The 26,706-nt window shown below is 45.1% G+C and carries 29 protein-coding genes; 28 read left to right on the top strand and 1 reads right to left on the bottom strand.

Features of this window, described 5'->3' with window-relative positions; translation table 11 throughout:
• Window positions 1-807: 807 nt before the first annotated feature.
• The 11 genes from BLW49_RS07825 to BLW49_RS07875 all read left to right on the top strand — a co-directional run bounded on the left by BLW49_RS07825 (window position 808) and on the right by BLW49_RS07875 (window position 8,659).
• Window positions 808-1,401, top strand: a complete 594-nt coding sequence (locus tag BLW49_RS07825) for an RNA polymerase sigma factor (RefSeq protein ID WP_076312879.1) — start codon at window positions 808-810, stop codon at window positions 1,399-1,401.
• Window positions 1,398-2,021, top strand: coding sequence for an anti-sigma factor family protein (locus tag BLW49_RS07830; protein WP_076312878.1), 624 nt, complete (start codon window positions 1,398-1,400; stop codon window positions 2,019-2,021). The genes BLW49_RS07825 and BLW49_RS07830 overlap by 4 nt, the downstream gene beginning before the upstream one ends.
• A complete protein-coding gene (locus tag BLW49_RS07835; RefSeq protein WP_090723976.1) occupies window positions 2,018-2,617 on the top strand; it encodes a histidine phosphatase family protein in 600 nt (199 codons plus the stop codon). Before BLW49_RS07830 ends, BLW49_RS07835 begins: the two co-directional genes overlap by 4 nt.
• Window positions 2,618-2,724: 107 nt before the next feature.
• Window positions 2,725-3,816 carry a hypothetical protein gene (locus BLW49_RS07840; protein WP_090723978.1) on the top strand — a complete coding sequence of 364 codons (1,092 nt, stop codon included), beginning with the start codon at window positions 2,725-2,727 and terminating at the stop codon, window positions 3,814-3,816.
• A gap of 44 nt (window positions 3,817-3,860) precedes the next feature.
• The gene (locus BLW49_RS07845; protein WP_047911150.1) at window positions 3,861-4,040 is read left to right on the top strand and encodes an IDEAL domain-containing protein; all 180 of its coding nucleotides are present in this window, start codon (window positions 3,861-3,863) and stop codon (window positions 4,038-4,040) included.
• A 215-nt stretch (window positions 4,041-4,255) separates the two neighbouring features.
• Window positions 4,256-4,708, top strand: a complete 453-nt coding sequence (locus BLW49_RS07850; protein ID WP_177178678.1) for a DUF2487 family protein — start codon at window positions 4,256-4,258, stop codon at window positions 4,706-4,708.
• A gap of 185 nt (window positions 4,709-4,893) precedes the next feature.
• Window positions 4,894-5,436, top strand: coding sequence for a QcrA and Rieske domain-containing protein (locus BLW49_RS07855; RefSeq protein WP_076312874.1), 543 nt, complete (start codon window positions 4,894-4,896; stop codon window positions 5,434-5,436).
• A gap of 15 nt (window positions 5,437-5,451) precedes the next feature.
• On the top strand, window positions 5,452-6,123 hold the full coding sequence (qcrB, locus tag BLW49_RS07860; RefSeq protein WP_047911153.1) for a menaquinol-cytochrome c reductase cytochrome b subunit: 672 nt from the start codon (window positions 5,452-5,454) through the stop codon (window positions 6,121-6,123).
• A gap of 19 nt (window positions 6,124-6,142) precedes the next feature.
• Complete coding sequence (locus tag BLW49_RS07865; protein ID WP_090723982.1) at window positions 6,143-7,021, top strand: menaquinol-cytochrome c reductase cytochrome b/c subunit; 879 nt, start codon at window positions 6,143-6,145, stop codon at window positions 7,019-7,021.
• A gap of 153 nt (window positions 7,022-7,174) precedes the next feature.
• The gene (locus tag BLW49_RS07870; RefSeq protein WP_076313516.1) at window positions 7,175-7,765 is read left to right on the top strand and encodes a DUF1405 domain-containing protein; all 591 of its coding nucleotides are present in this window, start codon (window positions 7,175-7,177) and stop codon (window positions 7,763-7,765) included.
• A gap of 48 nt (window positions 7,766-7,813) precedes the next feature.
• Window positions 7,814-8,659: a sporulation protein YpjB gene (locus BLW49_RS07875; RefSeq protein WP_177178679.1), complete on the top strand. Its 846-nt coding sequence runs from the start codon at window positions 7,814-7,816 to the stop codon at window positions 8,657-8,659.
• A gap of 90 nt (window positions 8,660-8,749) precedes the next feature.
• Here the strand turns inward: BLW49_RS07875 and BLW49_RS07880 are convergent, their stop codons facing one another.
• Window positions 8,750-9,619 carry a YitT family protein gene (locus tag BLW49_RS07880; RefSeq protein WP_076312871.1) on the bottom strand — a complete coding sequence of 290 codons (870 nt, stop codon included), beginning with the start codon at window positions 9,617-9,619 and terminating at the stop codon, window positions 8,750-8,752.
• 196 nt (window positions 9,620-9,815) lie between these two features.
• Here BLW49_RS07880 and BLW49_RS07885 point away from each other — a divergent pair, with 196 nt between their 5' ends.
• The 17 genes from BLW49_RS07885 to BLW49_RS07965 all read left to right on the top strand — a co-directional run bounded on the left by BLW49_RS07885 (window position 9,816) and on the right by BLW49_RS07965 (window position 26,680).
• Window positions 9,816-10,145, top strand: coding sequence for a nucleotide pyrophosphohydrolase (locus tag BLW49_RS07885; RefSeq protein ID WP_076312870.1), 330 nt, complete (start codon window positions 9,816-9,818; stop codon window positions 10,143-10,145).
• A 50-nt stretch (window positions 10,146-10,195) separates the two neighbouring features.
• Window positions 10,196-10,714: a tetratricopeptide repeat protein gene (locus tag BLW49_RS07890; RefSeq protein ID WP_076312869.1), complete on the top strand. Its 519-nt coding sequence runs from the start codon at window positions 10,196-10,198 to the stop codon at window positions 10,712-10,714.
• A 40-nt stretch (window positions 10,715-10,754) separates the two neighbouring features.
• Window positions 10,755-11,558 carry a 4-hydroxy-tetrahydrodipicolinate reductase gene (gene dapB, locus BLW49_RS07895; RefSeq protein ID WP_076312868.1) on the top strand — a complete coding sequence of 268 codons (804 nt, stop codon included), beginning with the start codon at window positions 10,755-10,757 and terminating at the stop codon, window positions 11,556-11,558.
• A gap of 91 nt (window positions 11,559-11,649) precedes the next feature.
• Window positions 11,650-12,078, top strand: coding sequence for a methylglyoxal synthase (locus BLW49_RS07900; protein ID WP_047911160.1), 429 nt, complete (start codon window positions 11,650-11,652; stop codon window positions 12,076-12,078).
• A 72-nt stretch (window positions 12,079-12,150) separates the two neighbouring features.
• Window positions 12,151-13,317 (top strand): N-acetyl-alpha-D-glucosaminyl L-malate synthase BshA, encoded by a 1,167-nt coding sequence (bshA, locus tag BLW49_RS07905; RefSeq protein ID WP_090723986.1) that lies wholly within the window; start codon window positions 12,151-12,153, stop codon window positions 13,315-13,317.
• 27 nt (window positions 13,318-13,344) lie between these two features.
• Window positions 13,345-14,658, top strand: a complete 1,314-nt coding sequence (locus BLW49_RS07910; RefSeq protein ID WP_076312866.1) for a CCA tRNA nucleotidyltransferase — start codon at window positions 13,345-13,347, stop codon at window positions 14,656-14,658.
• Window positions 14,645-15,619 (top strand): biotin--[acetyl-CoA-carboxylase] ligase, encoded by a 975-nt coding sequence (locus BLW49_RS07915; protein WP_090723988.1) that lies wholly within the window; start codon window positions 14,645-14,647, stop codon window positions 15,617-15,619. The genes BLW49_RS07910 and BLW49_RS07915 overlap by 14 nt, the downstream gene beginning before the upstream one ends.
• A gap of 448 nt (window positions 15,620-16,067) precedes the next feature.
• Window positions 16,068-16,946, top strand: a complete 879-nt coding sequence (gene panB, locus BLW49_RS07920; RefSeq protein WP_090723989.1) for a 3-methyl-2-oxobutanoate hydroxymethyltransferase — start codon at window positions 16,068-16,070, stop codon at window positions 16,944-16,946.
• A complete protein-coding gene (gene panC / locus BLW49_RS07925) occupies window positions 16,943-17,839 on the top strand; it encodes a pantoate--beta-alanine ligase (protein ID WP_076312863.1) in 897 nt (298 codons plus the stop codon). The genes panB and panC overlap by 4 nt, the downstream gene beginning before the upstream one ends.
• Window positions 17,832-18,215, top strand: a complete 384-nt coding sequence (gene panD / locus BLW49_RS07930) for an aspartate 1-decarboxylase (RefSeq protein WP_076312862.1) — start codon at window positions 17,832-17,834, stop codon at window positions 18,213-18,215. Before panC ends, panD begins: the two co-directional genes overlap by 8 nt.
• 92 nt (window positions 18,216-18,307) lie before the next feature.
• The gene (locus BLW49_RS07935; protein ID WP_076312861.1) at window positions 18,308-18,937 is read left to right on the top strand and encodes a hypothetical protein; all 630 of its coding nucleotides are present in this window, start codon (window positions 18,308-18,310) and stop codon (window positions 18,935-18,937) included.
• Window positions 18,938-19,070: 133 nt separating this feature from the next.
• The gene (gene dinG / locus BLW49_RS07940; protein WP_076312860.1) at window positions 19,071-21,941 is read left to right on the top strand and encodes an ATP-dependent DNA helicase DinG; all 2,871 of its coding nucleotides are present in this window, start codon (window positions 19,071-19,073) and stop codon (window positions 21,939-21,941) included.
• A gap of 44 nt (window positions 21,942-21,985) precedes the next feature.
• Window positions 21,986-22,642 carry a redox-sensing transcriptional repressor Rex gene (locus BLW49_RS07945; RefSeq protein ID WP_090723991.1) on the top strand — a complete coding sequence of 219 codons (657 nt, stop codon included), beginning with the start codon at window positions 21,986-21,988 and terminating at the stop codon, window positions 22,640-22,642.
• Window positions 22,632-23,930 carry an amidohydrolase gene (locus BLW49_RS07950; protein ID WP_090723993.1) on the top strand — a complete coding sequence of 433 codons (1,299 nt, stop codon included), beginning with the start codon at window positions 22,632-22,634 and terminating at the stop codon, window positions 23,928-23,930. Before BLW49_RS07945 ends, BLW49_RS07950 begins: the two co-directional genes overlap by 11 nt.
• Before the next feature lie 31 nt (window positions 23,931-23,961).
• Window positions 23,962-24,483, top strand: a complete 522-nt coding sequence (locus BLW49_RS07955) for a cell wall elongation regulator TseB-like domain-containing protein (protein WP_076312857.1) — start codon at window positions 23,962-23,964, stop codon at window positions 24,481-24,483.
• A gap of 174 nt (window positions 24,484-24,657) precedes the next feature.
• Complete coding sequence (locus tag BLW49_RS07960) at window positions 24,658-25,185, top strand: hypothetical protein (RefSeq protein ID WP_177178680.1); 528 nt, start codon at window positions 24,658-24,660, stop codon at window positions 25,183-25,185.
• Window positions 25,178-26,680 carry an AAA family ATPase gene (locus BLW49_RS07965; RefSeq protein WP_090723995.1) on the top strand — a complete coding sequence of 501 codons (1,503 nt, stop codon included), beginning with the start codon at window positions 25,178-25,180 and terminating at the stop codon, window positions 26,678-26,680. Before BLW49_RS07960 ends, BLW49_RS07965 begins: the two co-directional genes overlap by 8 nt.
• Window positions 26,681-26,706: the final 26 nt, after the last annotated feature.

Here is a 26,706-nt window from a genome sequence, read left to right on the forward strand (position 1 = left end):
AAAATGAAAACGTATACATATAATAAAAGTACAGTATGGTTTCTCTCCACTCCTATCCAATAACTGAGTTGCTCTGAAAATGGGCAACGGGTCGTGAACTCGGTTCACGGCCTCTTTTTTTTATGAAGAGGAGGAGCTGTTCCAGCAGTAAAATATTATCTTCATGCGTCAATCACTTCAGTGAACCTCTCACTTATATCGTTTAAATCACAGAGGAATTCTCCCGCTATATAATTGATTTCTTTATTATGGGAAAGTCGCTCCTAACGAGCGGCTTTTTTTTGCATTTTAATATATTTCTTCTTTGCGATTTAAGCATAATTCAAAAATTAAATTCCAATTTACCTGCAACTATTTCCAGTTCAATTCCGTCTTTAATTTAGTAGTCGTTTAAGGTATGGATATGAAGAAAAAGGCTGGCCTAGGCTGAAAGTAACGATGTATATGAAGTTTACAAAAATTTAACTATTTTATTGGGAAACTATGGTCTGTTATATGGTATAATGTTCCTTGGTCATAAAGTCATGTTTAGGAAAGTGTTACTACATATGGGATGGAAATATGCAGCAAGTACAATCTGCACCTCCTTTCTACCATTACATTTTTGTCATTTATTTATAAATTTTCAATTTGGATGAAGATTCAAAATTCCTTTCAACGAAATTTGTCTGCCGTTTCTATACGGTCTGTCTTTATAACGGATTGTTAGACGTAATTATAGAAAGCGTGATCCCAATACTTATAAGTTGTTCTTAGATGCCTTGCATGGGAGCAGGCTAAGGATAGGCAAGGAGGAGTATAGGCCTAATGGATGATTCAGAGCTGATCAAGGAGATTAAAGAGGGGAATATTGATTTATACTCAGAATTAATGAAGCGCTATGAGCGTAAGATGTATGCTTTCGTATATCACATGTTGAGAAGTTCAGGACTTGAACATTTAGCTGAAGATCTAGTATCTGAAACTTTTTACAAAGCCTACCGGAGCTTGCATTCTTTCCGTGAAATTGATGCATCCTTCTCTACATGGGTGTATACTATTGCTAGAAATACGGTTCTTAGTGAGCTTCGCAAACAACGAACTGCAAATATTCCACTTGAAGAGAGCGGCTTTATGCCAATTGCTTCTGCAGACACAGTCCCTGAACAGGCGATGCTTACGAGTGAACGTGTTGTGAAGGTGCGCGAAGCAATTAACAATCTGCCTGACAAGCAGCGTACTGCAATCATTTTAAGAGAGTATGACCAACTAGACTATCAAGAAATATCTAATATTCTAGGACAGACGGTAAGTTCTGTTAAATCCTTGTTGTTTCGTGCTCGAATGAGTGTCAAGAATCAATTGCAGTCTTATTTCTTTGAACCGATTTACGAGGAATACGAGGGGATGAAGAATCAATGAATTGCAGCGATGCCCGAGAGCATATGGCAATGATTTGGGATCTGCCTGCACATCACCCAATAAGGCTTGAATTTATGCAGCATATTCAGGGATGTAAGGCATGCAGGACAGAGTATGAGGAATGGACTGAATTGTATGAGCTGATCCCTATGACTGCTGAACCAATACCCGAGAAGAAGATCCAATCTATGCATACCAAAGTCATGGATCGGATCTATAAGGATAATCCGAATATTCAGAAGAGCGATGTGAGAACCTATCCATTGTTGCCACAGCCAGTGAACCATCGGTTATCGATTTGGATATCTGCATGCCTGGCATTGTTTCTGTGCAGTGTTGTCTTTATGACTTCAAGTCTGGGCTCTGGCATGGGGGAAGTTGCCAAGCAGCAATCGGGTATTGTTCCGACGGCTGTAGCGAGTTCCTCTACATCGTTATCTTTTTGGCATCAAGATGAAATTAGAACAAGCGGTATAATGGAACCATTAGTCGTTGGAATGAAGGCGTACCCTGAACATTGGATGATTCTGTCTCTAATTGCTTTGGGAGTGGCGTTATTCTCTCTTCGACGCATCCATCATGGTCGGGCGATCACTTCTCGAGAAGGGAGCAAGCAATGAGAATAGGTCTTATTCGTCATGGATTGACTGACTGGAATGTATTAGGTCGTATACAAGGTCAAAGTGATATTCCGCTGAACGAGGAAGGAAGGCAGCAAGCAAGACTGCTGGCTAACAGACTTCTTGAGGAAGCTTACAAGTGGGATTACATCATTACCAGCGGATTGTCACGTGCGCAGGAGACAGGTGAGATTATTTCCGGCATTTTGAATACACCTATGCTGCCTCCAGATGAGCGTCTTAAAGAAAGATCCTTTGGTCAGGCTGAAGGACTTACTGCTCTGGAACGTGAAGAGAAGTGGGGAGTGGATTGGAACCTGCAGGATCTGGGTCAAGAGAAAGAACCTGCAATGCAGGCGAGAATCTTGTCCTTCATGAATGACTTAGCAGAGCAATACCCTGATCAGCATATTCTAGTGATATCCCATGGTGCACTGCTTGCTCAGTTGTACAGGGCTTTGTATGAAGACCAGTATTCGGAGCGGATCGGCAATTTGTCACTAACGATTCTGGAGAAGGCCGAGTCGGATTGGAATCCACTATTATATAATTGTACGAAGCATTTACTAGCAGCAGATTCTGTTCACGAGAAGTAGCTTTAAGCGGTAACCCGATAATATTTCGGGTTATTTTTTTTTGCGAATTTGGAATAAATGTTGTAATAATTCCCATAATGGTAGTAAAACGGCGAGGCGATGGAACAATGAATTTAGCGGATCTTCTCACATATGCCGATATCGGTCAGCTGAACCGCATTGCGGACCATTATGAGTGCTCAAGTAAAACCAATTCAAAACATGAATTGATTCAAAGCATCTTAATTACGTTAGGCAGCAAATCCTTCGTTGAAGAACAGGTGGAGAAGCTTCCGATCGGACATCTTTGTTTTTTGAATGCTTTGTTATTTGACCCAAGAGCCAGCTTCAGCATGGAAGAGCTGACTGCGCTTGCCAGACAAGCCATTGATCCGAAGGGCGGACAACCCGTCTCATTTTTCAGAGATATCATTGTCCATTTCACCAAGTCCGGATGGCTATTTAATGGCTCGACTCATCAGACGCGGTATTTGTATCAAGTACCTAATGATTTAAAGGTTAAATTTCTCCGCATATTGCAGGAAAGATTTTTACACTCGATGGTAAACATAAATGAACCTTCTGCTTATCGGGATGAACACCACCTGTTGGCCGAGGATCTCAGACAGATGTTAAAGTACATTGATCAATATGAGATTCCTTTGAACCAGGAAGGTTTTATGTACAGGCGTACTCAACAACAGCTGATGGAATTTCTGAACATTCAGGAATCTCTTCTCGGAAAGGGAGGGTGGCGCTTTGGATATGGCCGCACTTATAAAGAATACCCGGACCGATTAGCTCTCCTGTACGACTATGCGTACCATCATCGATATGTAACTGAACATGATGGACTGCTTGAACTGACTTCAGAGGGCAGAGCCTCGATGGAAAAAGCACTGGAAGAAGAGATGATACAGCTATTCCGCTTTTGGTTAAGACAGTATAAAGGGGCTATACCCAATGTAGCATCCGTCGTTTATTGGATTGGCAGGTGTGCTGAGAGGTGGGTCACAGTATCATCGCTGTTGGAAAGCATAGGGGATTTGGTACATCCGTTCTACTATGATTCCAAGGAAGTCGTTTTTACGCAGCGTATATTACAGATGCTCTTGCATTTAGGAATGATAAGGTGCGGAGATTCCGAACAGGAAGGTCAGGCTATACAAATGACGGCCTGGGGGAGCAAAATATCCAGCTCCAATGTCATCCTTCCTTGATTTCGGAGAAAATTGGATAAAACAATTGGTTGGAGGTGCATCCTATGGATAAAATGAAAGTTACTTACGAGGTCATGTTAGGACTGGCTGCTGAGATGGTGTGGGACGAGGCATTAAAGAAACATCGAAGTGAAAAGCTCTTGGATGAAATTGATAAAGCACTGGCATCGGGGGATGAAGTGGCTTTTCGTAACCTGACGGATGAACTGAGATTAATTAACTAACGAATAAAGGTCATGTTTTGCCTATAGACCCTAGTCAATTTCATAACTCATTTAGTTCAACCCCGCTTATATATATGGCTGGAGTCTCACCATATAATAAGTGGGGTTTTTGTGTTTTGTAAATATCATTCAATTCCTTGAATCTCTTTCCATCTGGTAGAAACAACCATTATAATAGAGACAGAATAACAAGCATGATAGGGAGGAATATACGTTTGAAATTCAGCGAGATCAGACCAGAAGAATGGGTGGAATGGAAGCCTTACTTGGATACATGTATTATTCCCTATACAGGCCTAACGGGACAGGAATCTCCTATTGAAGCTGTAAGCGCTTTAGAAAATCTAAGAGATTTTCTTGATATCGTTGAAACTCCATTCAAAGGACGGGTAGTCACGTATCCGGCATTTCATTATACGGCGGAGGAGCATTTGAACTCCTTAAATGATGTATGCAGACAATTGAAATCGAGCGGATTTAAGTTTGTCATCATCATGAGCACAGGACAAGAGATAAATCCCACCGAGGTTTCTGCTTCAGATTTGATATTTACATGCCCTAAATGTGAAATTTCGGTGAGAAGCAGCAAGGAAGAATCAGCAGAAAAAATCAATCAACTGTCACAAAAAATACATCGTGAGGTGTATCGATTATGGGGATTACAATAGATTGAAATAAATTGTGACAAAATACCAACATTTTCAATATAACGCTTCCATTCTTTATTTTAAAATGTGTGACAAATTCTTGACGGTCAATGGAGGCTAATATATGATTATGTATGTCCTAGTAATTTGTGGAATATTTTAAAAGAACAATGAAATAATTGGATGAAAAAGGGGGTTGGAAGAGGATGAGCAATCATAAAGACAAAGAGCACCAACTGCCAAAACCACCCGGTCGTAAAGAGATGTCACGCAGACAGTTTCTAACTTACACTTTGGGCGGTGCGACGGCTTATATGGCTGCGGGTGCAGCTCTGCCGATGATCCGTTTTGCTGTAGACCCGATACTGCAGAAGGATGACGAAGGCGATTTTGTAAAAGTCATTGAAGTGAGCAAGGTCACGGATGAGCCTCAGGAAGTGACTTTTGAGCTTAAGCAGCAAGATGGCTGGTATCTAAGCAATTCGTCCTTGGTTGCCTGGATCAGGAGGGGTGAGGATGGAGTCATTTACGCCTTATCGCCGATCTGCAAGCATCTGGGTTGTACCGTGCGATACAATAATAACCCGACATTCCCAGACGAATATTTCTGCCCATGTCATGGTGCGCATTATACGAAGGAAGGCAAGCAGCTGGAGGTTGCTTCAGCGCCGCTTGATGAATACACCGTTAAGGAAGAGGAAGGCTGGGTGTATCTCGGAAGCATTGTTCCAAATACTAGAGTCCAATAGGGAGGGCGTGAGTAGATGTTTAAGAATATTTACAACTGGGTCGACGAACGTCTGGACATTACCCCGATTTGGCGTGACGTTGCTGACCATGAAGTACCTGAACACGTGAATCCCGCTCATCACTTCTCGGCTTTTGTTTACTGTTTCGGCGGACTTACGTTTTTCATTACGGTAATACAGATTCTATCCGGCATGTTCCTCACGATGTATTATGTACCGGATATCATTAACGCTTATGCGAGCGTAGAGTTCTTACAGACCCAGGTTGCATTCGGTCAAATTGTACGGGGCATGCACCACTGGGGAGCTAGTTTGGTTATAGTTATGATGTTTCTACATACGATGCGGGTGTTCTTTACTGGTTCGTACAAAGCGCCTCGCGAAATGAACTGGGTAGTCGGGATGCTGATCTTCTTTGTCATGCTTGGCTTGGGATTAACAGGATATCTGCTGCCCTGGGACAACAAAGCGTATTTTGCGACTAAGGTTACACTTGAAATTGCAAACACGGTGCCTGTACTTGGCCCGGTTATCAAGGAACTTTTACAAGGCGGGTCCATTGTTGGAGCGGAAACTTTAACTAGATTCTTTGCTCTGCATGTATTCTTCCTTCCGGCTGTTCTGCTCATTCTGCTTGTTGGGCATTTTATCATGATTCGCAGACAAGGTATCTCCGGACCACTATAATCGAAGGGAGGATAAGCCTATGGCACACGGGAAGAAATCAGATGAGAAGGTTGTATTTGTTGGTGATTCTCGGGTTCGCAAGGGAGAGGGCTTTATTACTCCGCCTGACTATACGTCATATCCGGGTAAATCCGAAGCATTCATTCCTAATTTCTTATTGAAAGAATGGATGGTAGGTGTCGTCGTTCTGGTTGGTTTTTTAGTACTGACCATTTCGGAGCCTGCTCCACTCGGATATCCAGCTGATCCAAGTGCTAACGTCATACCGATGCCGGACTGGTACTTCTTATTCTTATATCAATACTTGAAATATCCATACGCATCAGGAGATTATGTCGTACTCGGTACACTCGGTGTTTCTGGGGTCGCGTTCGGTGCACTGCTCCTGGCTCCTTTTCTTGACACGGGTAAGGAACGCCGCTTCTATAGAAGACCGATTGCCTCCTCGCTCATGCTGTTGTCGATAGTTTCGGTTATCTACTTAACGAATGTTGCCTGGACACACTACAAGCATGAGCTTGAAGCTACGGGACAGGAGCCGGAGCATATTCAGCGGGAGAAGGAAGCAGAGGAGAGGCACGCGGCAGGCGAGTCCACATCATTTGCTCCGTCTCAGCAGGAGGATGAGATCGCGATTGTCGAGCCCGATGCTGCGGGAGCTGAGATTTATAAGAAAGCGACCTGTGTAAGCTGTCATGCCGTGGACTTGAAAGGGCAGGGTGCTCCGGCGCTGCTAGGCACCGGTGATAAGCACAGCCAGGAAGAAATTCTCACGATCATCAAAGAAGGTGTAGGTGGAATGCCGGCTCAATATGATAATAATATTGCCCAAGGTCTCACGGATGAAGATATTAACACCTTGGCAGAGTGGCTTGCACTTCAGAAAGCAGGACAGTAAAATAAAGGTTATAGCTGAAAGCCTGACTGCAGCCGCAGTCAGGTTTTTTTTCAGAATGTAGACATAATGTACATACTCTACTTCATATTGCAATTTTGTCAGAGGGGGATACAGGTGTTTTCGATTTCTTTTTTATGGAGCCGGGCCTTTCTCATGCATCGCGGTTTTCTCTGGTTATTATTTTTGTGTAACCTACTGGGAACGGTCTATGGTTATATATGGTATGGAGGGCAGCTGGAGTCCACGCTGGACAATTATCCTGTATGGCTCATTGTATTTGTTCCTGACAGCCCGACAGCAAGTCTGTTTTTTACCATATCACTTCTGTTCTTAATGTATCCTGCATCATCGTCTTGGTTGAAGAAAACAGGACATGTGATTCAAGCTTTGGCTTTTGTCACTTCATTAAAATACGGTATATGGGCAGTTGTAATGATTGTTGCAGGCTGGTCTCTTGGAGTAGACATGATCTGGTCGGATTTTATGCTGATTGCCTCTCACCTGGCGATGGCTGTCGAGGTGTTACTGTATGCTCGATTCTTCGGATTTAGACTGGGCAGTCTTGTGTTTGCTGGTGTATGGACGTTACTCAATGATACGCTAGATTACACGAAAGGCATCTATCCAGGTCTTCCGGATGCTGTTGACGTCTACATAAACCGTGTACGAAATTTCACAGTAGTGCTCTCACTGGCCTCCATCCTTACCGGCTTCATCGCGCTCAGACAAACCAAACGATTATAGTACTAGGCTCTCACATCCCCTCATACGATAAGGTAGGAGGGGATGTCCATGTTTTCGCTTATCAAACGATCTTCCTGTGTAATTACAGCTGTGCTCTGCTGTACGCTGCTCAGTGGTGCGATTGTTTCCAATGTGTCTGCTGCAAGTGTTCAGGAGACACAAGCTGATTCAGAGCTTATGAAGCAGCTGAACGATACAGCAACTTCATTGTACCGGAAATCCCTCGAGAACAATCTTGTCGGTGTTCGGGAGGATGTTCAGTTAATAACTACTCAGGTTGGGCAGATGTCCTATGATGGGGTAACGAGTGTAGAAGGGATGCATGCACTGACCGAAACCATCGTTGAAGTCAAGGAGGCATCCGCAAGTACGGATGCAGCTGCCGATTCTCTGCAGCATGCTTCTGCGAAATTAAGGCTGGCTGTGGATAGTCTTGCTCATCCCGAGAAGCCGCTGTGGCTGCAATATTATAAAATATTGAAAGAGGATATTGCCGCTGTTCAAGAAGGGGCGCTGAATCATCGAGCGGATTCACTCATGGTTACATATGGAGAGTTTGAGCAGCATTATGAAACCATTCGTCCTGCGGCAATCATCAAGAAGCAGCCTTATGAAATTGAACGTTTTGATTCGTGGATGTCCTATTTAAAGGGGCTGACGATGCGTTCAGAGCCGAACTATGAAGCGGTGGGTGAAGCCTTGCAGCAAGGAGATGAATTTGTAAATGCCCTGTTTGGCAAGGAAAAGGATGAAACGGCCTTCACTCCGTTTGCGAGTGGTCCTGAGCCTTGGGCTGCCGAGCTGTTCATAGGCTCCACCATTATGGCAGTATTGGCTTATGTAGGGTATCGTAAATTTCAAGGCACAGAAACGGCTCCATTTACAAGAAGATAGGTTATTGAAGATTGTGAATCAACGATAATTATTGGTAATCGATGTTAGTCTCATGTCATTCCGTATCGAAAAAAAGCCCGGTGATCCGGGCTATTCCTCTTTAAAACCCTCGCCATATACATCCTGCACCTCCGAGATAATCACAAACGCTTTGGCATCTGCCAATTTAATGATCTCCTGCAGCTGTCTAATCTCCTGTCTTGCAACCACACAATAGGCAACATGCTTTGCTTGTTTCGAATAAGCCCCGACAGCCGGCACTAATGTGACCCCTCTATCCATTTCAGCCGTAATTTTCTCTGCAATCTGCTCCGCATGATCACTTATTATAGTAAAGGATTTAAGGGAGTAGGCGCCTTCCTGAATAAAATCAATTACCTTAGAGCTGATAAAGACGGACACGAGTGTATATAAGACCTTATCCAGAGGAATGAAAAAAAGGGAAGATCCAATAATGATAATATCAATGCCGAGCATCACTTTACCGATACTGATTCCTGATCTGCGGGATAAGATTCTTGCGATGATATCGGAACCGCCTGTTGTGCCTCCGGCGCGAAAGACGATGCCAAGTCCTGTCCCAATCGTTACCCCTGCGTATAGAGCAGCGAGCAAAAAATCATGTTCTGTCTTAAACGGTACAATATAGCCTGCTTCAATCAGTCTCTCAAACAGGCCAAGAAAGACAGTGAGCAGAGCAATACCGATGCCAGTGTAAAGAATTTGTCTTCCACCGAGTACCTTCCATCCCAGGATGAACAGCGGGATATTGATGACTAAGGTCGATAAGGAGGGAGAGATACCAAACGCATAATTAAGCAGAACGGTGATTCCGGTTACTCCACCTTCCATCAGCTGATTCGGAATGATGAAGTACAGCAGACCAAAAGCAAAAACGGCGGTGCCGAGCATAATAGGAAGGATGATTTTTAATTGGGCAATCCATTTATTTTTTATCATCAATATACCTCACTGAGCTGATTGTTCTTTTACATGCATTTTATAACCCGTGATTTTACTCGTTAAAGTAGTCTGAGGGGTGTACAAACGTAGTATGCCTGTTTCCTCCCCAGATTAAAAAAATGATTTGTTTTCACTATCTCAATACGTTAACATTGGAATAAAGCAAATTTATCGGTAAGGAGCTACAACTGGTATGGAGAAAAGTCTTGCTGAAATTCAACGGGAAGTGGACCGTTACATTTCACAGTTCAAGGAAGGGTACTTCAGCCCGATGACGATGCTTGCGAGAATGACAGAGGAAGTAGGCGAGCTTGCCCGTGAGGTCAATCACGAATACGGGGAGAAGCCCAAGAAATCTACGGAGGCTGACAACTCCATTGAGCTTGAACTTGGGGACATTTTATTTATTACCCTTTGTTTTGCGAACTCACTCGGCATTGATCTGACGGAGGCTCACAACAAAGTGATGCATAAATTTAATACGAGGGATGCGAATCGCTGGACCAAAAAGGACACCGAATAATCCATCCTTACATATGCTGTACTAACCCATATCCGGGAGGTACAGCAAGCATGAAATCTTATCCTTATATCCAAGAAGCATACAAGGCTATTTTGCATGGTGATTACGAGCTTGCGGTTTATTGGTTCGAGACGGCCATTGAGAAGGAACCAGACAATGCCGAAATCCATTATCGCTGCTCCATTACCTATGCACGCAATGGGAAGCTGGAGCAAGCTTTGCTTCATGCTCAAAAAGCAGCAGAACTTGCTCCAGACCATGGTGAATATATGATGCATCTAGGGAGTCTTGAGGCGAAGAAGCTGACTGCAGGTGCACGGCTGCTCATTGAAGCTTCCGCGTCTGATTTGTCTAAGGCCAGAGAGGATATACTCGCACAGCTGAAGAAGTCGATCGAGCTCGATCCGCTATATACGGATGCATACGTGTGGCTAGCCATTGCCTATGCCGAAATGGATGAGTACATCCTAGCTATCGCGGTGCTCAAAGAAGCGATATCGCTGGAGCCGCAGAATGATCAATTAACACAGTTATTGCAGGATTTCCACAAGCGAATGAAGTCTAAATAAGAATAATTCATCAAGCTAGAATATAAGGAGTGTTTCTAAAGTGGCAGAGAAGTTGAAGGTTGTTGTTGTAGGCGCGGGAGGGCGCATGGGACGTGAAGTCGTCAAGCTAGTTCTGCAGGATGAGGAACTTGAACTGGCTGCAGCCGTTAATCGTTCCGGAGCAGGCGAGGATGCTGGCAGGCTGGTTGGTCTAGAGCCTTGCGGTGTCCTGGTTACGGATCAGCTGGAGGATGCGCTGAGAGAATCTAATGCGGATGTTATGGTTGATTTTACTACACCCCAATATGCTTATGAGCATACCTCCCTCGCTATTTCATACGGTGTAAGACCTGTTATGGGGACAACTGGATTTACCCCAGAACAAATTCAAGATTTGGACAAGCAATGTCAAGATAAAGGCATTGGAGGGCTGATTGCACCCAACTTCTCAATCGGGGCTATTCTAATGATGAAATTTGCAGCGCAGGCTGCTAAATATATGCCTAATCTCGAAATTATTGAGTATCATGGCGATCAGAAGCTGGATGCACCATCAGGAACGGCGATCAAAACTGCCGAGATGATTGCGCAGAACCGAGAGGAACTTCGTCAAGGTAACCCGAATGAAGAGGAGACGATTGAAGGGTCACGAGGCGGGTATTACAACGGATTCCGCATACATAGTGTGAGGCTGCCCGGTGTATTTGCACAGCAGGAAGTCATTTTTGGTGATTTTGGACAAACCTTGAAGATTAGACATGATTCTTATGAACGGGCTGGATATATGCCTGGTGTTAAGATCGGTATTCAGAAGGTGATGGAGTACTCCGGCATGATTTACGGTTTTGATCATTTTATTGACTAAACGGAATTGTTCATCATACCATCAGTGCTTCAACTCAAGTGATCAATCAAATTAAACTGCTTATACAGATATCAAAAGGGAGAGAACATATATGCTTAATATCGCTTTTATTGCTCATGATCGTAAAAAAGATGAAATGGTTAACTTTGTAACGGCTTATGAAAAAGCATTTGAAGGCAATAACTTGTTTTCTACAGGAACGACCGGTCAACGTATCATGGAAGGAACGAACCTTAAGATTCATCGGTTTATGTCCGGACCTTTAGGCGGCGATCAGCAGATTGGAGCGCTTGTGGCTAAGAACGAAATGGATTTAATTATCTTCCTTCGTGATCCGCTTATGGCACAGCCGCATGAACCGGATATCAATGCGCTGCTGAGACTGTGTGATGTGCAGGGAATACCACTGGCTACCAATGTAGCAACGGCTGAAATCCTTGTTAAGGCTTTGGAACGTGGTGATTTTGGCTGGCGCGAGCTTGTACATAAATATAAGCCAGGATCCGATATGGAAGTATAGGTCCATACAACGCTCGATTTAATATATGATCAGCATGGTTTATCGACATCATTATAAAGGAGGCCCTTCCCTTTGAATCAAGCGGGCAAACATTTAAAAATCGGGATTACCTGTTATCCGTCACTGGGCGGTTCTGGAGTCGTGGCAACGGAGCTTGGAAAGCGACTCGCCGAAAAAGGGCACCAAGTTCATTTTATTGCGAACAGTATCCCTTTCAGACTAGGCAAATTTCATCGTAATATCTTTTACCATGAGGTGGAAGTGAATGATTATTATGTGTTTCGATATCCACCCTATGATTTATCACTAGCGACCAAAATGGCGCAGGTTGCCAAGACACAACAGCTGGATTTGCTTCATGTTCACTATGCAGTTCCTCATGCCGTGTGTGCCTACCTGGCAAAGCAAATGCTGCCTGATGATCTGAAGGTAGTTACAACACTGCATGGTACAGATATTACGGTGCTGGCTCAGGATGAGTCACTGAAGGACTTGATTGAGCTTGCTATTAATAAGAGCGATGCAGTGACAGCGGTATCGCAGGATCTCATCCGTGAGACACATGAGCTGCTGGATGTTAAACAGAAGATTGATCTGACCTACAATTTTATAGATAACAAAATTTATTATCCACGTAACAGCGCATCACTTCGGGCAGAGTACGCTTCCAAGGATGAGAAGGTGCTGATGCATATCTCGAACTTCCGTCCCGTTAAACGAACGCTGGATGTCGTCGATATCTTTGCCCGGGTGAACAGAGAGCTCCCGACAAAGCTCATACTCGTCGGTGAAGGTCCTGATCTGCCCAAGATTCAGTGTAAAATACAGGAAATGGGATTGACAGATCGAGTACACTTGTTAGGCAAACAAGACGATGTCGCACAGGTTATCTCCATGGCCGATCTGCTGCTCCTTCCCTCGGAAAAAGAGAGCTTTGGCCTTGTAGCCTTGGAAGCCATGGCCTGTGGAGTTCCTACAATCGGCTCAACGGCTGGAGGAATTCCGGAGCTTGTTACGCATGGAAGTACAGGTCTGCTTGCCGGTATTGGAGATACGAAGCAAATGGCAGAATATGCATTAATGCTGCTGCGTAATGAAGAAATGATGAAGAGCTACAAGCAGGCTTGTCTTGACAGATCGAGTGATCATTTTGATATCGATAAAATTACAGCTCAGTATGAGCAAGTATATAGCCGCGTACTTACTCAGCAAAATGTTGGGGTTGGGCTGGAGCATTGATCGGAGATTTATAAAGGAGTTTAGGAAATGAACAATTGGAAGCATGTCGATCCTGCCATGGCAATTCAGGGCGAAGAGGTGCTTAAAAGGCTTAATGATCATGGCCATCAGGCCTTTTTCGTAGGTGGTTGTGTTCGAGATGAGATAATGAATAGGCCCGTAACGGATATGGATATAACGACTTCGGCCAAGCCTGAAGAGGTGATGGCATTATTTGAGGGCTCCATACCGACAGGGCTGCAGCATGGAACAGTAACCGTTCGAATGAACGGTTATCATTTTGAGGTGACGACTTTTCGTACGGAGAGCGGTTATGAAGATTACCGCAGGCCATCCGAGGTTCAATTTGTAGACCAGGTGGAAGAGGATCTTAAGCGTAGAGACTTCACCATGAATGCCATTGCACGAGATTATGTAGGACAGCTCATCGATCCCTTTAATGGAGTGACTGATATTGAACAGCGGATTGTTCGCTCTGTCGGCCTTGCAGAAGAACGATTTAGAGAAGACGCCCTTCGGATGCTAAGAGGCGTTCGTTTTGCATCCATTTTTGATTTCGACATCGACTCCTTAACCTGGGATGGAATTCTAGCGGAACGAGACAAGCTCCCTCACATCGCAATGGAACGAGTACGGACCGAAATGGACAAAATGCTGGCAGGACCATATCCTGCAAGAGGAGTCTGTTTACTTATGGATAGCGAGCTGCTCCATTATGTAAAGGTGCCAGTCGAATTATCCGGGCTGGATCGTACGGCTCTCAGCTTGTTAGATAAGCTGCCACAGGCTACAGAATTCAGATTGGGACTTCTGTTGTTGCTGCTGGGTGCAAATTCCTCTGATGCAGATCAAAAGCTTAGAGCGTGGACCTATTCGGGTAAAGTAAAGGATAGAATGACAAAACTTCTTGAACTTCATGAAGCTGTTCTGAACTCTATTTCAAAGATTGTGAAGGATGTTCAGGTGGGACAGTATAGAAGACATTTACAAGAAGAATGGAAACAATCCGTTCTTCGCTACGGTGTTTTGGCAAGTGAAGACTGGCATGTCATTCATACTCTGCTTCCTCAGTCATTCTATGATATGACCGGGGAGGAGTATCTGCTGCTGAAGGAACTGGTGGAGCATGCAGCGGAATGGATCGAGGAGATGGGAATTTACAGCTTGAAGGAGCTTGAGCTGTCAGGTTCTGATCTGCTTCGTGTCACTGGCCGTAAGGGTGGTCCTTGGCTCGGTGAAACGATGAATTGGCTGCTGCAGCAGGTGGTAACAGGACAACTCGTCAACAAACATGACATATTGCTTGAGGCAGCGAAGAAGGTGACATCTGATGAAAAATAAATTGCTGCTTGATTTGTTTTTGCAATCATCCCAAACCTTTATTTCAGGTGAGGAGATTAGCAGAAGACTCAACATCAGCAGAACAGCAGTCTGGAAACAAATCAATCAATTGAGAGACATGGGCTATGAATTTGAGGCGGTATCGCGGAAGGGATATCGAATGACATTTATCCCCGATTTTTATAAAGTGACTGATATTGAAGCGAAGTTAAACACCAAAGTATTGGGCAGGAAGATCCAGATTATGGAAACCACGACCTCTACTCAAGTGGATGCCATGACCCAAGCGGAGAGCGGTACAGAGGAAGGAGCACTGTTCATTGCTGAGCAGCAGAGCTCGGGAAGAGGAAGGCTTGGCAGAAAGTGGTTCTCTCCAGCAGGTAAAGGCATCTGGATGAGTCTGGTGCTTCGGCCGGAGCTTCCTATCCGATATATGCCTCAGCTTACGCTTCTGACGGGAGTTGCTGTCTGCAAAGCGATTCGCAGCGTGACAGGCGCAGAAGCAGCGATCAAGTGGCCTAACGATATATTGATTCATGGGAAGAAGGTATGCGGGATTCTTCTGGAATCGGCAACGGAAGATAATAAAGTAAAATACTGTATTGCGGGAATCGGAATCGATGTCAATCTATCCGCTGAGGATTATCCAGAGGAATTAACGGAGATTGCCACGTCGCTCAAGCTGGAAACAGGACATACTATAGACCGAGCGCTCCTCATAGCAGAAATCCTGAACGAAATGGAGCTTCTCTATAATCGTTATACCAGTGAAGGGTTCACCCCTATTCAAGTGGAATGGGAAGAGCATTCTGTATCGATCGGTCAAGCGGTACGGACTGAGACTTTGACGGAGACCATACAAGGAGTCGCGAAACGACTTGATCCGAGCGGGGGGCTAGTTATTGCTGCACCCAGTGGTGAGGAGAGAGTGGTGTATTCCGGTGAGGTTGAAATTATATAGCAGCAGTAAGCGTTTAGCTTGCTGCTGTGTCCTTTTTTGTAATGGATTGGCTGATGCACGATTTGGGTTATTTAATTAGAGAGAACCAATTTTTTAACTTTTTATAAGTAGACAATTACTTTATTTTTGGTATACTTTCTTGGTGAGGCGGTATTGATTATGTATCGAACTGCACTCATCAGTCAGTTATCATGAGTTTCAATACAATTGAATCGTATGCCAAGTTGTTGGATTCTGCTCTGAGCCGAAGAGGACCGAGACAGAAGGGACGATCGCGAGTGACTCTTTTTTGACTTATGGGACCTTTTTAGTTTGATACTAAAAGGTTTTTTGTGCGTCTGGATTGGGCGCCATCCCCGTTAGATCGGCTGAAGCACATCCGTAGGACACAGCTTTAGACATGGCATCAAAAATCTACGGTATTTCAGAAAAGAAGGGAGCCACTTGTATGGCAGCAACCAAAAAACCGCTTAATATTGTGAAAATGAAAAAAATGAAAGAAAATAAAGAGCCCATTACGATGCTCACTGCATATGATTATCCTTCTGCTGTGCTGGCTGAAGAAGCTGGTGTAGATATGATCCTGGTAGGGGATTCTCTTGGAAATGCAGTGCTCGGATATAATTCCACCATCCCGGTTACGATTGATGATATGGTATACCACTCCCGTGCCGTTGCTAGAGGTGCACAGAGTACATTTATCGTAACGGATATGCCCTTTATGACGTATCACGGCGGAATAGATGAGACCCTGAAGGGTGTGCGCCGCATTATGCAGGAAGGCCACGCCCATGCGGTGAAGCTTGAGGGCGGGGCTGAAATAGCAGACACGGTTAGAGCTGTTGTGAAGGCAGGCGTGCCCGTGCTGGGACACATCGGACTTACACCTCAATCTGTGAATCAAATCGGTGGTTTCAGGGTGCAGGGGAAGGACGCTGCGGACGCCAAACGACTGCTTGAGGATGCGAAGGCACTTGAAGAAGCCGGTGCATTTGCCATCGTACTGGAGCTGGTTACCGAGGCAGTTGCCGAGGCAATTTCCAATGAGCTGTCGATTCCAACAATCGGAATTGGTGCTGGGCGTGGTACGGATGGTCAAGTGCTCGTCTTCCACGATGTTCTGCAATATGCATCTCCATATATGCCTAAAAGATTTGTGAAGACTTATGCAGATGTAGGAACCATTATTCGTGACAGTATCGGAAATTATGTACAGGATGTCAAAAATAAATCCTTTCCTGCTGAGGAGCATGTGTTCACTGCTGAAGATGGTGTAGTTGAATCCTTATATGGAAGCAGTAAAGCAAAGGTGGAGAACAGATCATGATAACAGTTCGGAATATTGAAGAGCTGCGGGCACATATAGCCTCCATGAAAAAGAATGTTTGCGGAAAAGAACCGGCAGTTGGACTCGTCCCAACGATGGGATTCCTGCATGAAGGACATGCAAGCTTGATGCGCGAAGCTCGAAAGAATAATGATATCGTTGTTCTGAGCATCTTCGTGAATCCTATTCAGTTTGGTCCGAATGAAGACTTTGAAACGTATCCACGGGATGAGCAGCGGGATTTGGGGATTGCTAACAAAGAAGGAATAGACATCGTATTTATTCCAACTGTAGAAGTCATGTATCCTCATCCTACCAAGACTAAGATTAGAGTGGCTGATATTACAGACCGCCTGTGCGGCGCATCACGCCCTGGTCACTTCGATGGTGTAACGACCGTGGTCGCGAAGCTGTTCAACATTGTACAGCCTAACAACGCTTATTTTGGGATGAAGGATGCGCAGCAAGTAGCTGTTCTATCGCAGATGGTATCAGACCTTAATATGCCGATCAATATTGTGCCTTGCCCGATTGTTCGCGAAGCAGATGGGCTTGCACTCAGTTCACGTAACGTGTATCTGAACGCTAAGGAGCGCAATGAAGCACTTGTCTTGTCCCGCTCACTAAGAATGGCTCAATTGAAGTCTGAGGAGCAGGAAGATGCGACTGTGGGTCAAATTCGCAAGCTTATTATAGATGAGATCAACACGTCCGAAACGGCTGTTATTGATTATGTGGATATTTTAACCTTCCCAGGACTTGAGCCGATTGAAGATCGTGTGCAGATTACAGAGCCGGATGATGTAATTATTGCTCTGGCTGTTAAATTCGGAAAAACAAGGCTGATCGACAATCATCGGCTGCAGAAAGCAGAGGTGCTCTCCCGTGTTTAGAACATTGATGAAATCTAAAATTCACCGTGCAACGGTAACGGAAGCAAACTTAAATTATGTAGGCAGTATTACCATTGATCGTAACTTGATGGAAGCTGCAGATATTCTGGAAAATGAAAAGGTTCAAATTGTCAATAACAACAATGGAGCAAGACTGGAGACTTATGTCATTCCTGGGCCGCGCGGAACAGGTACAATTTGCCTTAATGGTGCTGCTGCACGGTTGGTTCAGCCTGGAGATACAGTTATTATTATTGCTTATGCAATGATGTCCAATGAAGAAGCAGTTCAACATAAGCCGACCGTTGTATTTGTGGACGGGGGGAATAAGCCGGTTCAAACCATGCATGAAGAAGTTCATGCGACCATTTTGTAATCCATGGAATGAAGAATGAAAAGTGCCCAAAGAGCAAAAAATGTGATTAGGTTACTGCACTAATCCATTTTGCTAAGGGTGGGATGCATGCCATGTTTCAACATCTATTTGCGGAAATGAATCAATCGCTTGATGAGATTGCCAATTACTACACCGCCGCACCCGTCGAGAAGAAACAGGAAATGCTGCAGCGATGGAACCTGCTTAAGAAAATGAGCGACGGCATTATCGACGAATGGATGTCATTTGAAGAGAAAATGGCCAAGATTCGCGAAAGTGGAATTTTCCGAGGGACAGATCCTTTTACATCGATTCCGGAGCTGGAGCTTCATACCTTTGTTAAAGGACTTGGTTATTTCAAGCTGCTCATGTATCAGCATGCTGCCGAGGAGTTTGGCAAAGTGGTGGAAGTATATCCCGATAGCCTGTTATCGAGGCTGTACCTCGCGATGTGCTACCTTCACCTGGAACAAATGCATACCGCATCTGCGGAGCTGAATCGGATCATTCTTAGCTGTGATCAGCCCAGAATGAAAGCCATGGCATACAATGCACTAGGTTGTATTCATGCGAAGCAAATGGAGCTCAAGCAGGCCCAGTCCTGCTTTGCACTTGCATTAGAACATGATCCATCCCTGCCGGAGCCGCTCTACAATCTGGAAGCATGCCGTTCCAAAAATGCCGTACTCCAGTATGGAACACAGCTGCTCTCCCTCTCCTAAGCACCTATTGAAACAGCGCAATCGCAAAAGGCGATGTCCTGACAAGACATCGCCTTTTTGTCTGTTTCATGTTCAAAAGTCTTTTTTTTTGCTATGCTACTAAAGAGACTGTAGAAGGGAACGTTTACTCATCATGAAATTTGCTGTGCTTGATTTTGAAACAACAGGTACTCAGTCCCTTGGTGAAATTATCCAGGTTGGACTTGCCATCATAGATCATGATTATACAATTAAAGACACTTTCAGCTCCTATGTGAATCCCGGCGTTCCCATTCCTCCATTTATTACGGGGTTAACGGGAATTACGGACAATGATGTGAAGGATGCTCCGGAGCTTGAGGAAATGATGATGGAGCTCGTTCCATTGCTGGATGATGTCGTACTCGTAGGGCATAATGTGAGCTTTGATTTTCATTTTTTACAAAATGCGCTTGACCGATGCGGGTACTTGCCATTTACAGGCCGCATTTTGGACACTATGGATTTCCTGAAAATTTGCTTTCCGTCCTTATCCTCCTATCAGCTGGGTTACGTAGCAGGCGAATTTGGATTCACCCATGACCGTCCACATCAGGCAGATAGTGATGCTCTGGCAACAGCACACATTTTCTTAAAGAGTCTTGAGGAGCTTAAGAGCCTGCCATTGATCACTTTACAGCGGCTTACCGATTTGTTTGCTGCGGAAGATAGTGATTTGGGCTGGTTTTTTGATGGGATTCTTTCAGAGAAAGAAATGGAGCCTATTCACGATCTGGATAATCAGACCTATTATAGACAGCTCGCGCTTAAGATTGACGATTGGTCACAGATCGCTCCGCCCAGGGATGAACATGAACCCAATCCATTAGAAAAATTAACTTTTCAAGAATATATGGATGAGGTTCAGCTGCGCCTGAAGCAAACACTGCCTCATTATGAGGAACGCGAATCCCAGAATATGATGTTCACAGAAGTGACGAAGGCGATGGATGAGGACAAGCATTTACTCATTGAAGCCGGGACAGGCACGGGGAAGTCACTGGGTTATTTGCTGCCTTCGATTTATCATAGTGTCAGACAGGAGACGAAGGTAACGGTAAGCACACATACGATCAATCTTCAGGAGCAGCTTCGTGAGCGGGATATTCCGCTACTCACGGAGGTGGTTCCTTTTCCGTTCAAAGCTGCTGTGTTCAAAGGAAGAGGGCATTACCTGTGTCTGCGTAAATTTGAACAGAAGCTGAACAACAAGGAGTTTGTAACCCCGAAGGAGGACGTATTTACTGCTGCACAGATGCTGGTATGGCTGACTCAAACCGAAACCGGTGATGATGAGGAGCTCAATCTAAGTTATCGCGGCGGTGATTTTTGGGAAACGGTACAAAGCGATTCGGATTCCTGCCTGGGCCGAAGCTGCCCTTGGTTTAAGAAATGCTTTTACCATCGTGCAAGACATGAGGCCGGCATTGCTGATGTAGTGATTACCAATCATTCCAAGCTGTTTACGGACGTTAAGGCTAGTCACCAATTGCTTCCTGCTTATGAGCATCTCGTCATAGATGAGGCGCATCAATTCGAGGAGGTCGCCGGTAAGCATCTTGGAATGCATATGAAATATTTTACGGTGGTTCATGCGCTTACCCGATTATTTAAAGATAGTCGGAACGGACAATTCCCTGCTCTGCGTCAAAAAATAGCGCAGTCCAGCCATGAGCAGATGGTGGAGTGGACCTCTGCTATTGATCAGCTGTTCCCATCCGCTCTAGAAGCGAAGGAAACTTGGGATCAGCTCAGTGAAATGCTGTTCAGCTTACTGCCAGAACGAAGTGATGCAGCCCCTGGAGAAGCAGGACAGTTCACATTAAGACTGAAGCCGCAGAACAAACCGAAGAAGTGGGATAAGCTTGCAGCAGTTGAGAATCAGTTCTATGTGACGGTTTCAGAATTGGTTCGTAAGGCAGATAAGGTTCTTAGTGAAGTAAGAGAAGATCTCGACGATTATACGGCCGACAGCCTTATTACAGACGTTACCGGGCTCGTTAAGGATCTGGCTGGCTTCAAAGATCAATTAAGACATTTCATGCGCCTTGATGATGCAGGGACCGTATATTGGCTGGAGGCCAGCGGACAATTCAAGAGCAAGTCGCTTCAGCTGTATGCAGTTCCTGTAGATGTAAGTCCTCAGCTGAAGGAAATGTTCTTTGATAAGAAGCGAAGCGTTATTTTAACCTCGGCTACTTTATCGGTAGATAAATCGTTCCAGTTTATGATCGATCAGCTTGGACTGACCGAAGCACAGGAGCAGCAGAGATTGCTCACATCACAGCTGCCGTCTCCGTTTAATTACCGGGAACAAGCTCTTCTTGTGGTTCCGCGTGATTTTCCAAGTGTGAAGGGCAGTGTGGGTGATGATCATTTTGTCAGTATGCTCGTCAAATCTTTGTCAGAGGCCGCACAGGCAACGAAGGGCAGAATGCTTGTCCTGTTTACCTCTTACAAGATGTTGAGACAAGTACATGAGCCGCTGAAGGAAGCTCTCGCCTCAAGTGATATTTCCGTGTTTGGACAAGGGGTAGACAGTGGGAGCCGGACCAAGCTGACGAGAAGATTCCAGGAGGCCAAAGCTTCTGTATTGCTTGGAACGAGCAGCTTCTGGGAAGGTGTCGATATTCCAGGAGAAGCTTTATCCTGTTTGGCTATTGTACGGCTGCCTTTCCAGCCTCCTAACCATCCTGTTGTAGAAGCCAAGAGCGAACTGCTGCAGCAGGAGAAGAAAAATCCGTTTATGAAGCTCTCGGTACCTCAGGCGGTTATTCGGTTTAAACAAGGTTTCGGAAGACTGGTGCGAACCGCTAAGGACCGAGGCATCGTTATCGTGTATGATACAAGAGTCATTGAATCGTATTATGGCAAGTACTTTTTATATTCCCTGCCAGGTCCTAAAATGGAGCATATGACAACGGACAAGATGGTTCCGCGTATCAGCGAGTGGCTAGAGGAACATGTAACGAATGAAGAGAAGTAATAGAAAGCACGGACACTGCTTGCAGTTGTGAGGGGGAATTGTAATTGAAGTCGGACAAAATTTCAGAGGCTGTCGTAAGAAGACTGCCAGTATATCTGCGTTATTTACAAGAGCTGTACAAAAGAGAAGTGACCACTGTATCTTCACAGGAGCTTGGTCTCAGACTGGATTTGAATCCAGCGCAAATCCGTAAGGATCTCGCTTATTTCGGGGATTTTGGACGCAAAGGCATCGGCTATGATGTAGCTTATCTCATCGATAAAATCAGACAAATCTTGAAGCTGGATCAACAGATTAATGTGGCACTTGTCGGTGCTGGTAATCTCGGACATGCCTTGTCGAACTATAATCGATATGTAAAAGACAATATGAAGATTGTCGCCGTATTTGATTCCCAGCCCTCGAAGATTGGCTCCAATATCAATACGCTCACGGTTCAGCCTATGGAAGAGCTGGTGAAAACAGTAAAGGATCTGAACATTAGAATCGGCATTATAACGGTTCCGGATTCGGAAGCTCAGCGTGTGGCGGATTATCTGGTGGAGGCGGGAGTTGAAGCGATCCTTAATTTTGCCCCGATTATTATCAAGGCTCCTGCTCATATCCGGATTCATACAGCGGACTTCACTACAGATCTGCTTAGTCTGGCTTATTATCTAGAGAACGAAGCAGGGAAAGAGGAGGAAGAGGATGTCAAATAAGTGGCTCATCAAGAACGGCAAATTTGCAGTAAGTGATCCTGAATGGCGAATCGTCAGCGGTTATATGCTGATTGAGGATGACCGCATCTCATATATAGGTGAAGATCTACCTGAAGGGACAGAAGGTCTTCCGGTTCATGACGGCAAGCACCAGCTGTTTATTCCTGGCCTTATCAATACACATGGTCATGCAGCGATGTCACTTCTACGCGGCTATGGCGATGATCTTGCTCTTCAGGTCTGGCTTCAAGAAAAAATGTGGCCGATGGAGGAAAAGTTCACAGCTGAGGATGTCTACTGGGGGACCTCGCTATCTGTTCTGGAAATGCTGAGAGGTGGAACTACCGCCTTCCTTGATATGTATGATCAGATGAATCAGGTGGCGAAAGTGGCACAGGAGTCGGGCATTCGCGCAAGTCTGATGCGGGGAGCGATTGGCTTCGGTTCAGATGAGCTGCGTGCATTTAAGCTGAAGGAAGCAACGACCTTTGCCCGGGAATGGCATAATCAGGCAGACGGACGTATCACGACGATGCTGTCCCCACATTCACCATATACTTGCGGACCAGAGTTTATTGAGAAATTTGTAGAAGCGGCACATGAGCTGAATTTACCCCTGCATACACATATGTCCGAAACGGCCGCTGAAGTAGAACAGAATGTAAAAGAGTATGGGCTGCGTCCAGTAGCACATCTGGAGAAGCTTGGCTTCTTCTCTAGACCTTCTCTCGTGGCACATGCTGTACATTTAACGGATGAAGAAATAGAGGTGCTCGCCAAATACAATGTGGCTGTTGCTCATAATCCTGGAAGCAACCTGAAGCTGGCGAGCGGTGTTGCGCGAGTACCTGAGCTGTTAAAAGCAGGGGTTGTTGTATCGCTTGCTACAGATGGTGCAGCAAGCAACAATAATTTGGATATGTTTGAAGAGATGCGCCTAGCTGCTCTGATTCACAAAGGAGTCAGCGGTGATCCAACCGCCGTACCTGCCACAGAAGCACTGCGTATGGGAACTGAATATGGAGCGAAGTCCATCTACATCAAGGATACGGGAGTGCTGGCACCAGGCAAAAAAGCTGATTTTGTTGCCATTGACCTGGATCAGGCTCATTTCCTGCCCTACACCGATTTGATATCACATGTCATCTATTCTGCAAGCAGCAAGGACGTTCAGCATGTCTGGGTGGATGGCAAGCAGTTAGTTAAGAACGGTGAGATGCTCACGATGGATGAAGAACGGATTAAACGCGAAGCACAAGCTGCTTTCGAAGGACTGACGTCCCGCTGATTGATGCTGGGGGCAAGAAGGGAGTTCAGCCTTGAGAAAAAAAAGAAAGTGGATACTCATCAGCATTGTGGCTTTCTTACTCGTGCTCTTAGGTATTTATTTATTTTATGAATATGTAATGAAGGATACATGGGCAGAGGAAGAAGCTGCAATCGCTATTGCAAAGGAAAAAGAAGAACTGGTTACGGTAACAAAGACACAAAAATCGGTCTGGTCTGAGGATGCCATATATTGGACAATTGAAGGTGTAAATGCCGACAATGAGCCTGTTATGGTGTGGGTACAATACGGTACTGACAAGAAGCCAAAGACAGATGAAAATAGTGTGCACAGTGAGAAGATTGAAGAAGGAACGTCGGAGGAAGAAATGCGGTCCAAGATCAGCTCACAGCTGCCTGGCATTGAAATCGTCAGACTGCAGCCGGCAGTTTATGATGAGACTTACGTCTGGCAGTTATTTTATAAAGAGAAGGACCGGTACTACTATCGTTTCTATCGTTTCAGTGATGGAACCGAGTTAGAGGAAGGATTTCAGCTTCCGATCACAGAATAAAGCACACAAAATATACCCTGAAGTGGTCGCAATTGGCCATTTCGGGGTTATTTGGATTGGAAACTGTGAAAAATAATTCATAGTTTAGATTTGGACGTCTGTATATGGTATGCTATATCTATATCCCATATCAATAATAAATAGAGTGGGTAAAATAGATGAGGAGGTTGTCACTTGAAATTACGTCCTATTCGGATAGCAATAACGGTTATGGTTACGGCTACGCTGCTGTTTGGAGGATGGTTTGTGTACCGTCAGGTGGCCCTTGAGAAGCCAATAGAGAAGTTGGTTGCCGACTATGACGGCGTAAACGATGTTCAACTAGATATTAACCAGAATCAAGTTGTTTTGAATCTCGATCTCGAGCCGAATACCAATATAAGAGGTCTTGTTGATTATATCCGCACAGATGGCAAGGAGCTTCTGAACGGAAGAACGATGAAGCTGGAGGTAAAGGATCATTCGACGGAAACGCTGGATGATTTCTGGTCCAATGCGTTATTTACCGTTGCTGAAGCAATGGAGACTAGACAATACACGCAAATTCCTGAGAAGCTCAAGGAAATGAGCGAAGGCAGCATCCAGGTTGACTATGATATTGATAATGAGAACGTATATGTAAGCCTGTCAGATGGAGAAGCAAGCAAGTATATTATTCTGCCGAGACAGCCGGCTACGATGGGAGTGTGGCCTAATGCCTAATTGGTTAAAGGAGATTTTAATCGGGGTCGTTCCGGTCGTGCTTCTATTTCTTGTCTTTATAGGAGTTAATATTATTCCAGTACTGCTTATTGCCCTGCTCGCAGGCGGTGTAGTCTTCCTGATGCAGACACGCGGCGGACTCGCCGTAGGAGCAAGCAGTGAGAAGAAGCGCAAGAAAGCGGGTCCCGCCAAGCTCACCTTTGAGGAAATTGGAGGACAGGACAGCGCTAAACAGGAGCTCCGTGAAGCACTGGACTTCTTAGTAAGACACGATGAAATTCAGAAGTTTGGCATTCGTCCACTGAAGGGTATATTGCTGACAGGCCCTCCGGGTACAGGGAAGACGCTGATGGCGAAGGCCGCTGCACACTACACCAATTCTGTATTTATCGCTGCTGCCGGCAGTGAATTTGTAGAAATGTATGTTGGTGTCGGGGCAGGACGTATCCGTGAATTATTTAAAGATGCCAGAACAAGAGCAGCCAAGGAAAACAAAGAAAACGCCATTATTTTTATTGATGAGATCGATGTCATCGGTGGTAAAAGAGAAGGCGGGCAGCAGCGCGAATATGACCAGACCCTGAACCAGCTGCTAACGGAGATGGACGGCATATACAATTCTGATGCACCGCGGATTCTGATTATCGCAGCGACGAACCGCAAAGAAATGCTCGACAGCGCACTTCTTCGCCCGGGTCGTTTTGACCGGCATATCCAAGTGGAGCTTCCGGATAAGAAAGGGCGTAAGCATATTCTGGAGCTGCATGCCAAAAATAAACCGCTTGCTGACGATGTAAGCCTGGATAAAATTGCGGAGGAATCCTACGGCTTCTCCGGGGCGCAGCTCGAGAGCTTGATGAATGAGGCTGCAATCTATGCGATGCGGGATAGTCTGGAGTTTATTACGCAGCGAAACCTGTCTATGGCCATTGATAAGGTGATGATGGGTGAGAAGACAGATCGTGAGTCCAATGCAGACGAGAAGAAGCGGGTTGCCATTCATGAGCTCGGACATGCAATAGCAGCAGAAGCGGTTCGACCGAACAGCGTGGGCCAGGTGGCACTCAGTCCGCGAGGACAGGCTCTCGGCTATGTTCGACATAATCCGCAGGAAGAGCAGTACTTGTATACGAAGGAGTTTCTTGAAGCTCAGATTATGATTGCACTCGGCGGTGCCGCTGCGGAGGAGATCTATTATGGAGGGCGCAGCACCGGCTCCAGAAATGACTTTGAACAATCGCTTGATATTGTCAAAACCATGATCAGTTCTGGACTAACTTCGCTCGGTATTGTTAACCTTGACATGGTATCCCAGGAAGATATGATGAGAGAAAATAACTACATTTTGAACGAGCTGTTTGCCCGTACAAAAGATCTCTTGCATGAGCATGCCACTATTTTTGATGAGTCGCTGGACATCCTGATGAAGGAAGAAGTATTGTCCGGTGGTCAATTCCGTGAACTATTTAAGAAAAATGCACTTTTGCCAGCATAATTATTTATGCTGGTTATTTTTTTTTA

It is taken from the genome of Paenibacillus sp. PDC88 (assembly GCF_900106725.1).
GTDB classification, from domain to species: domain Bacteria; phylum Bacillota; class Bacilli; order Paenibacillales; family Paenibacillaceae; genus Paenibacillus; species Paenibacillus shunpengii.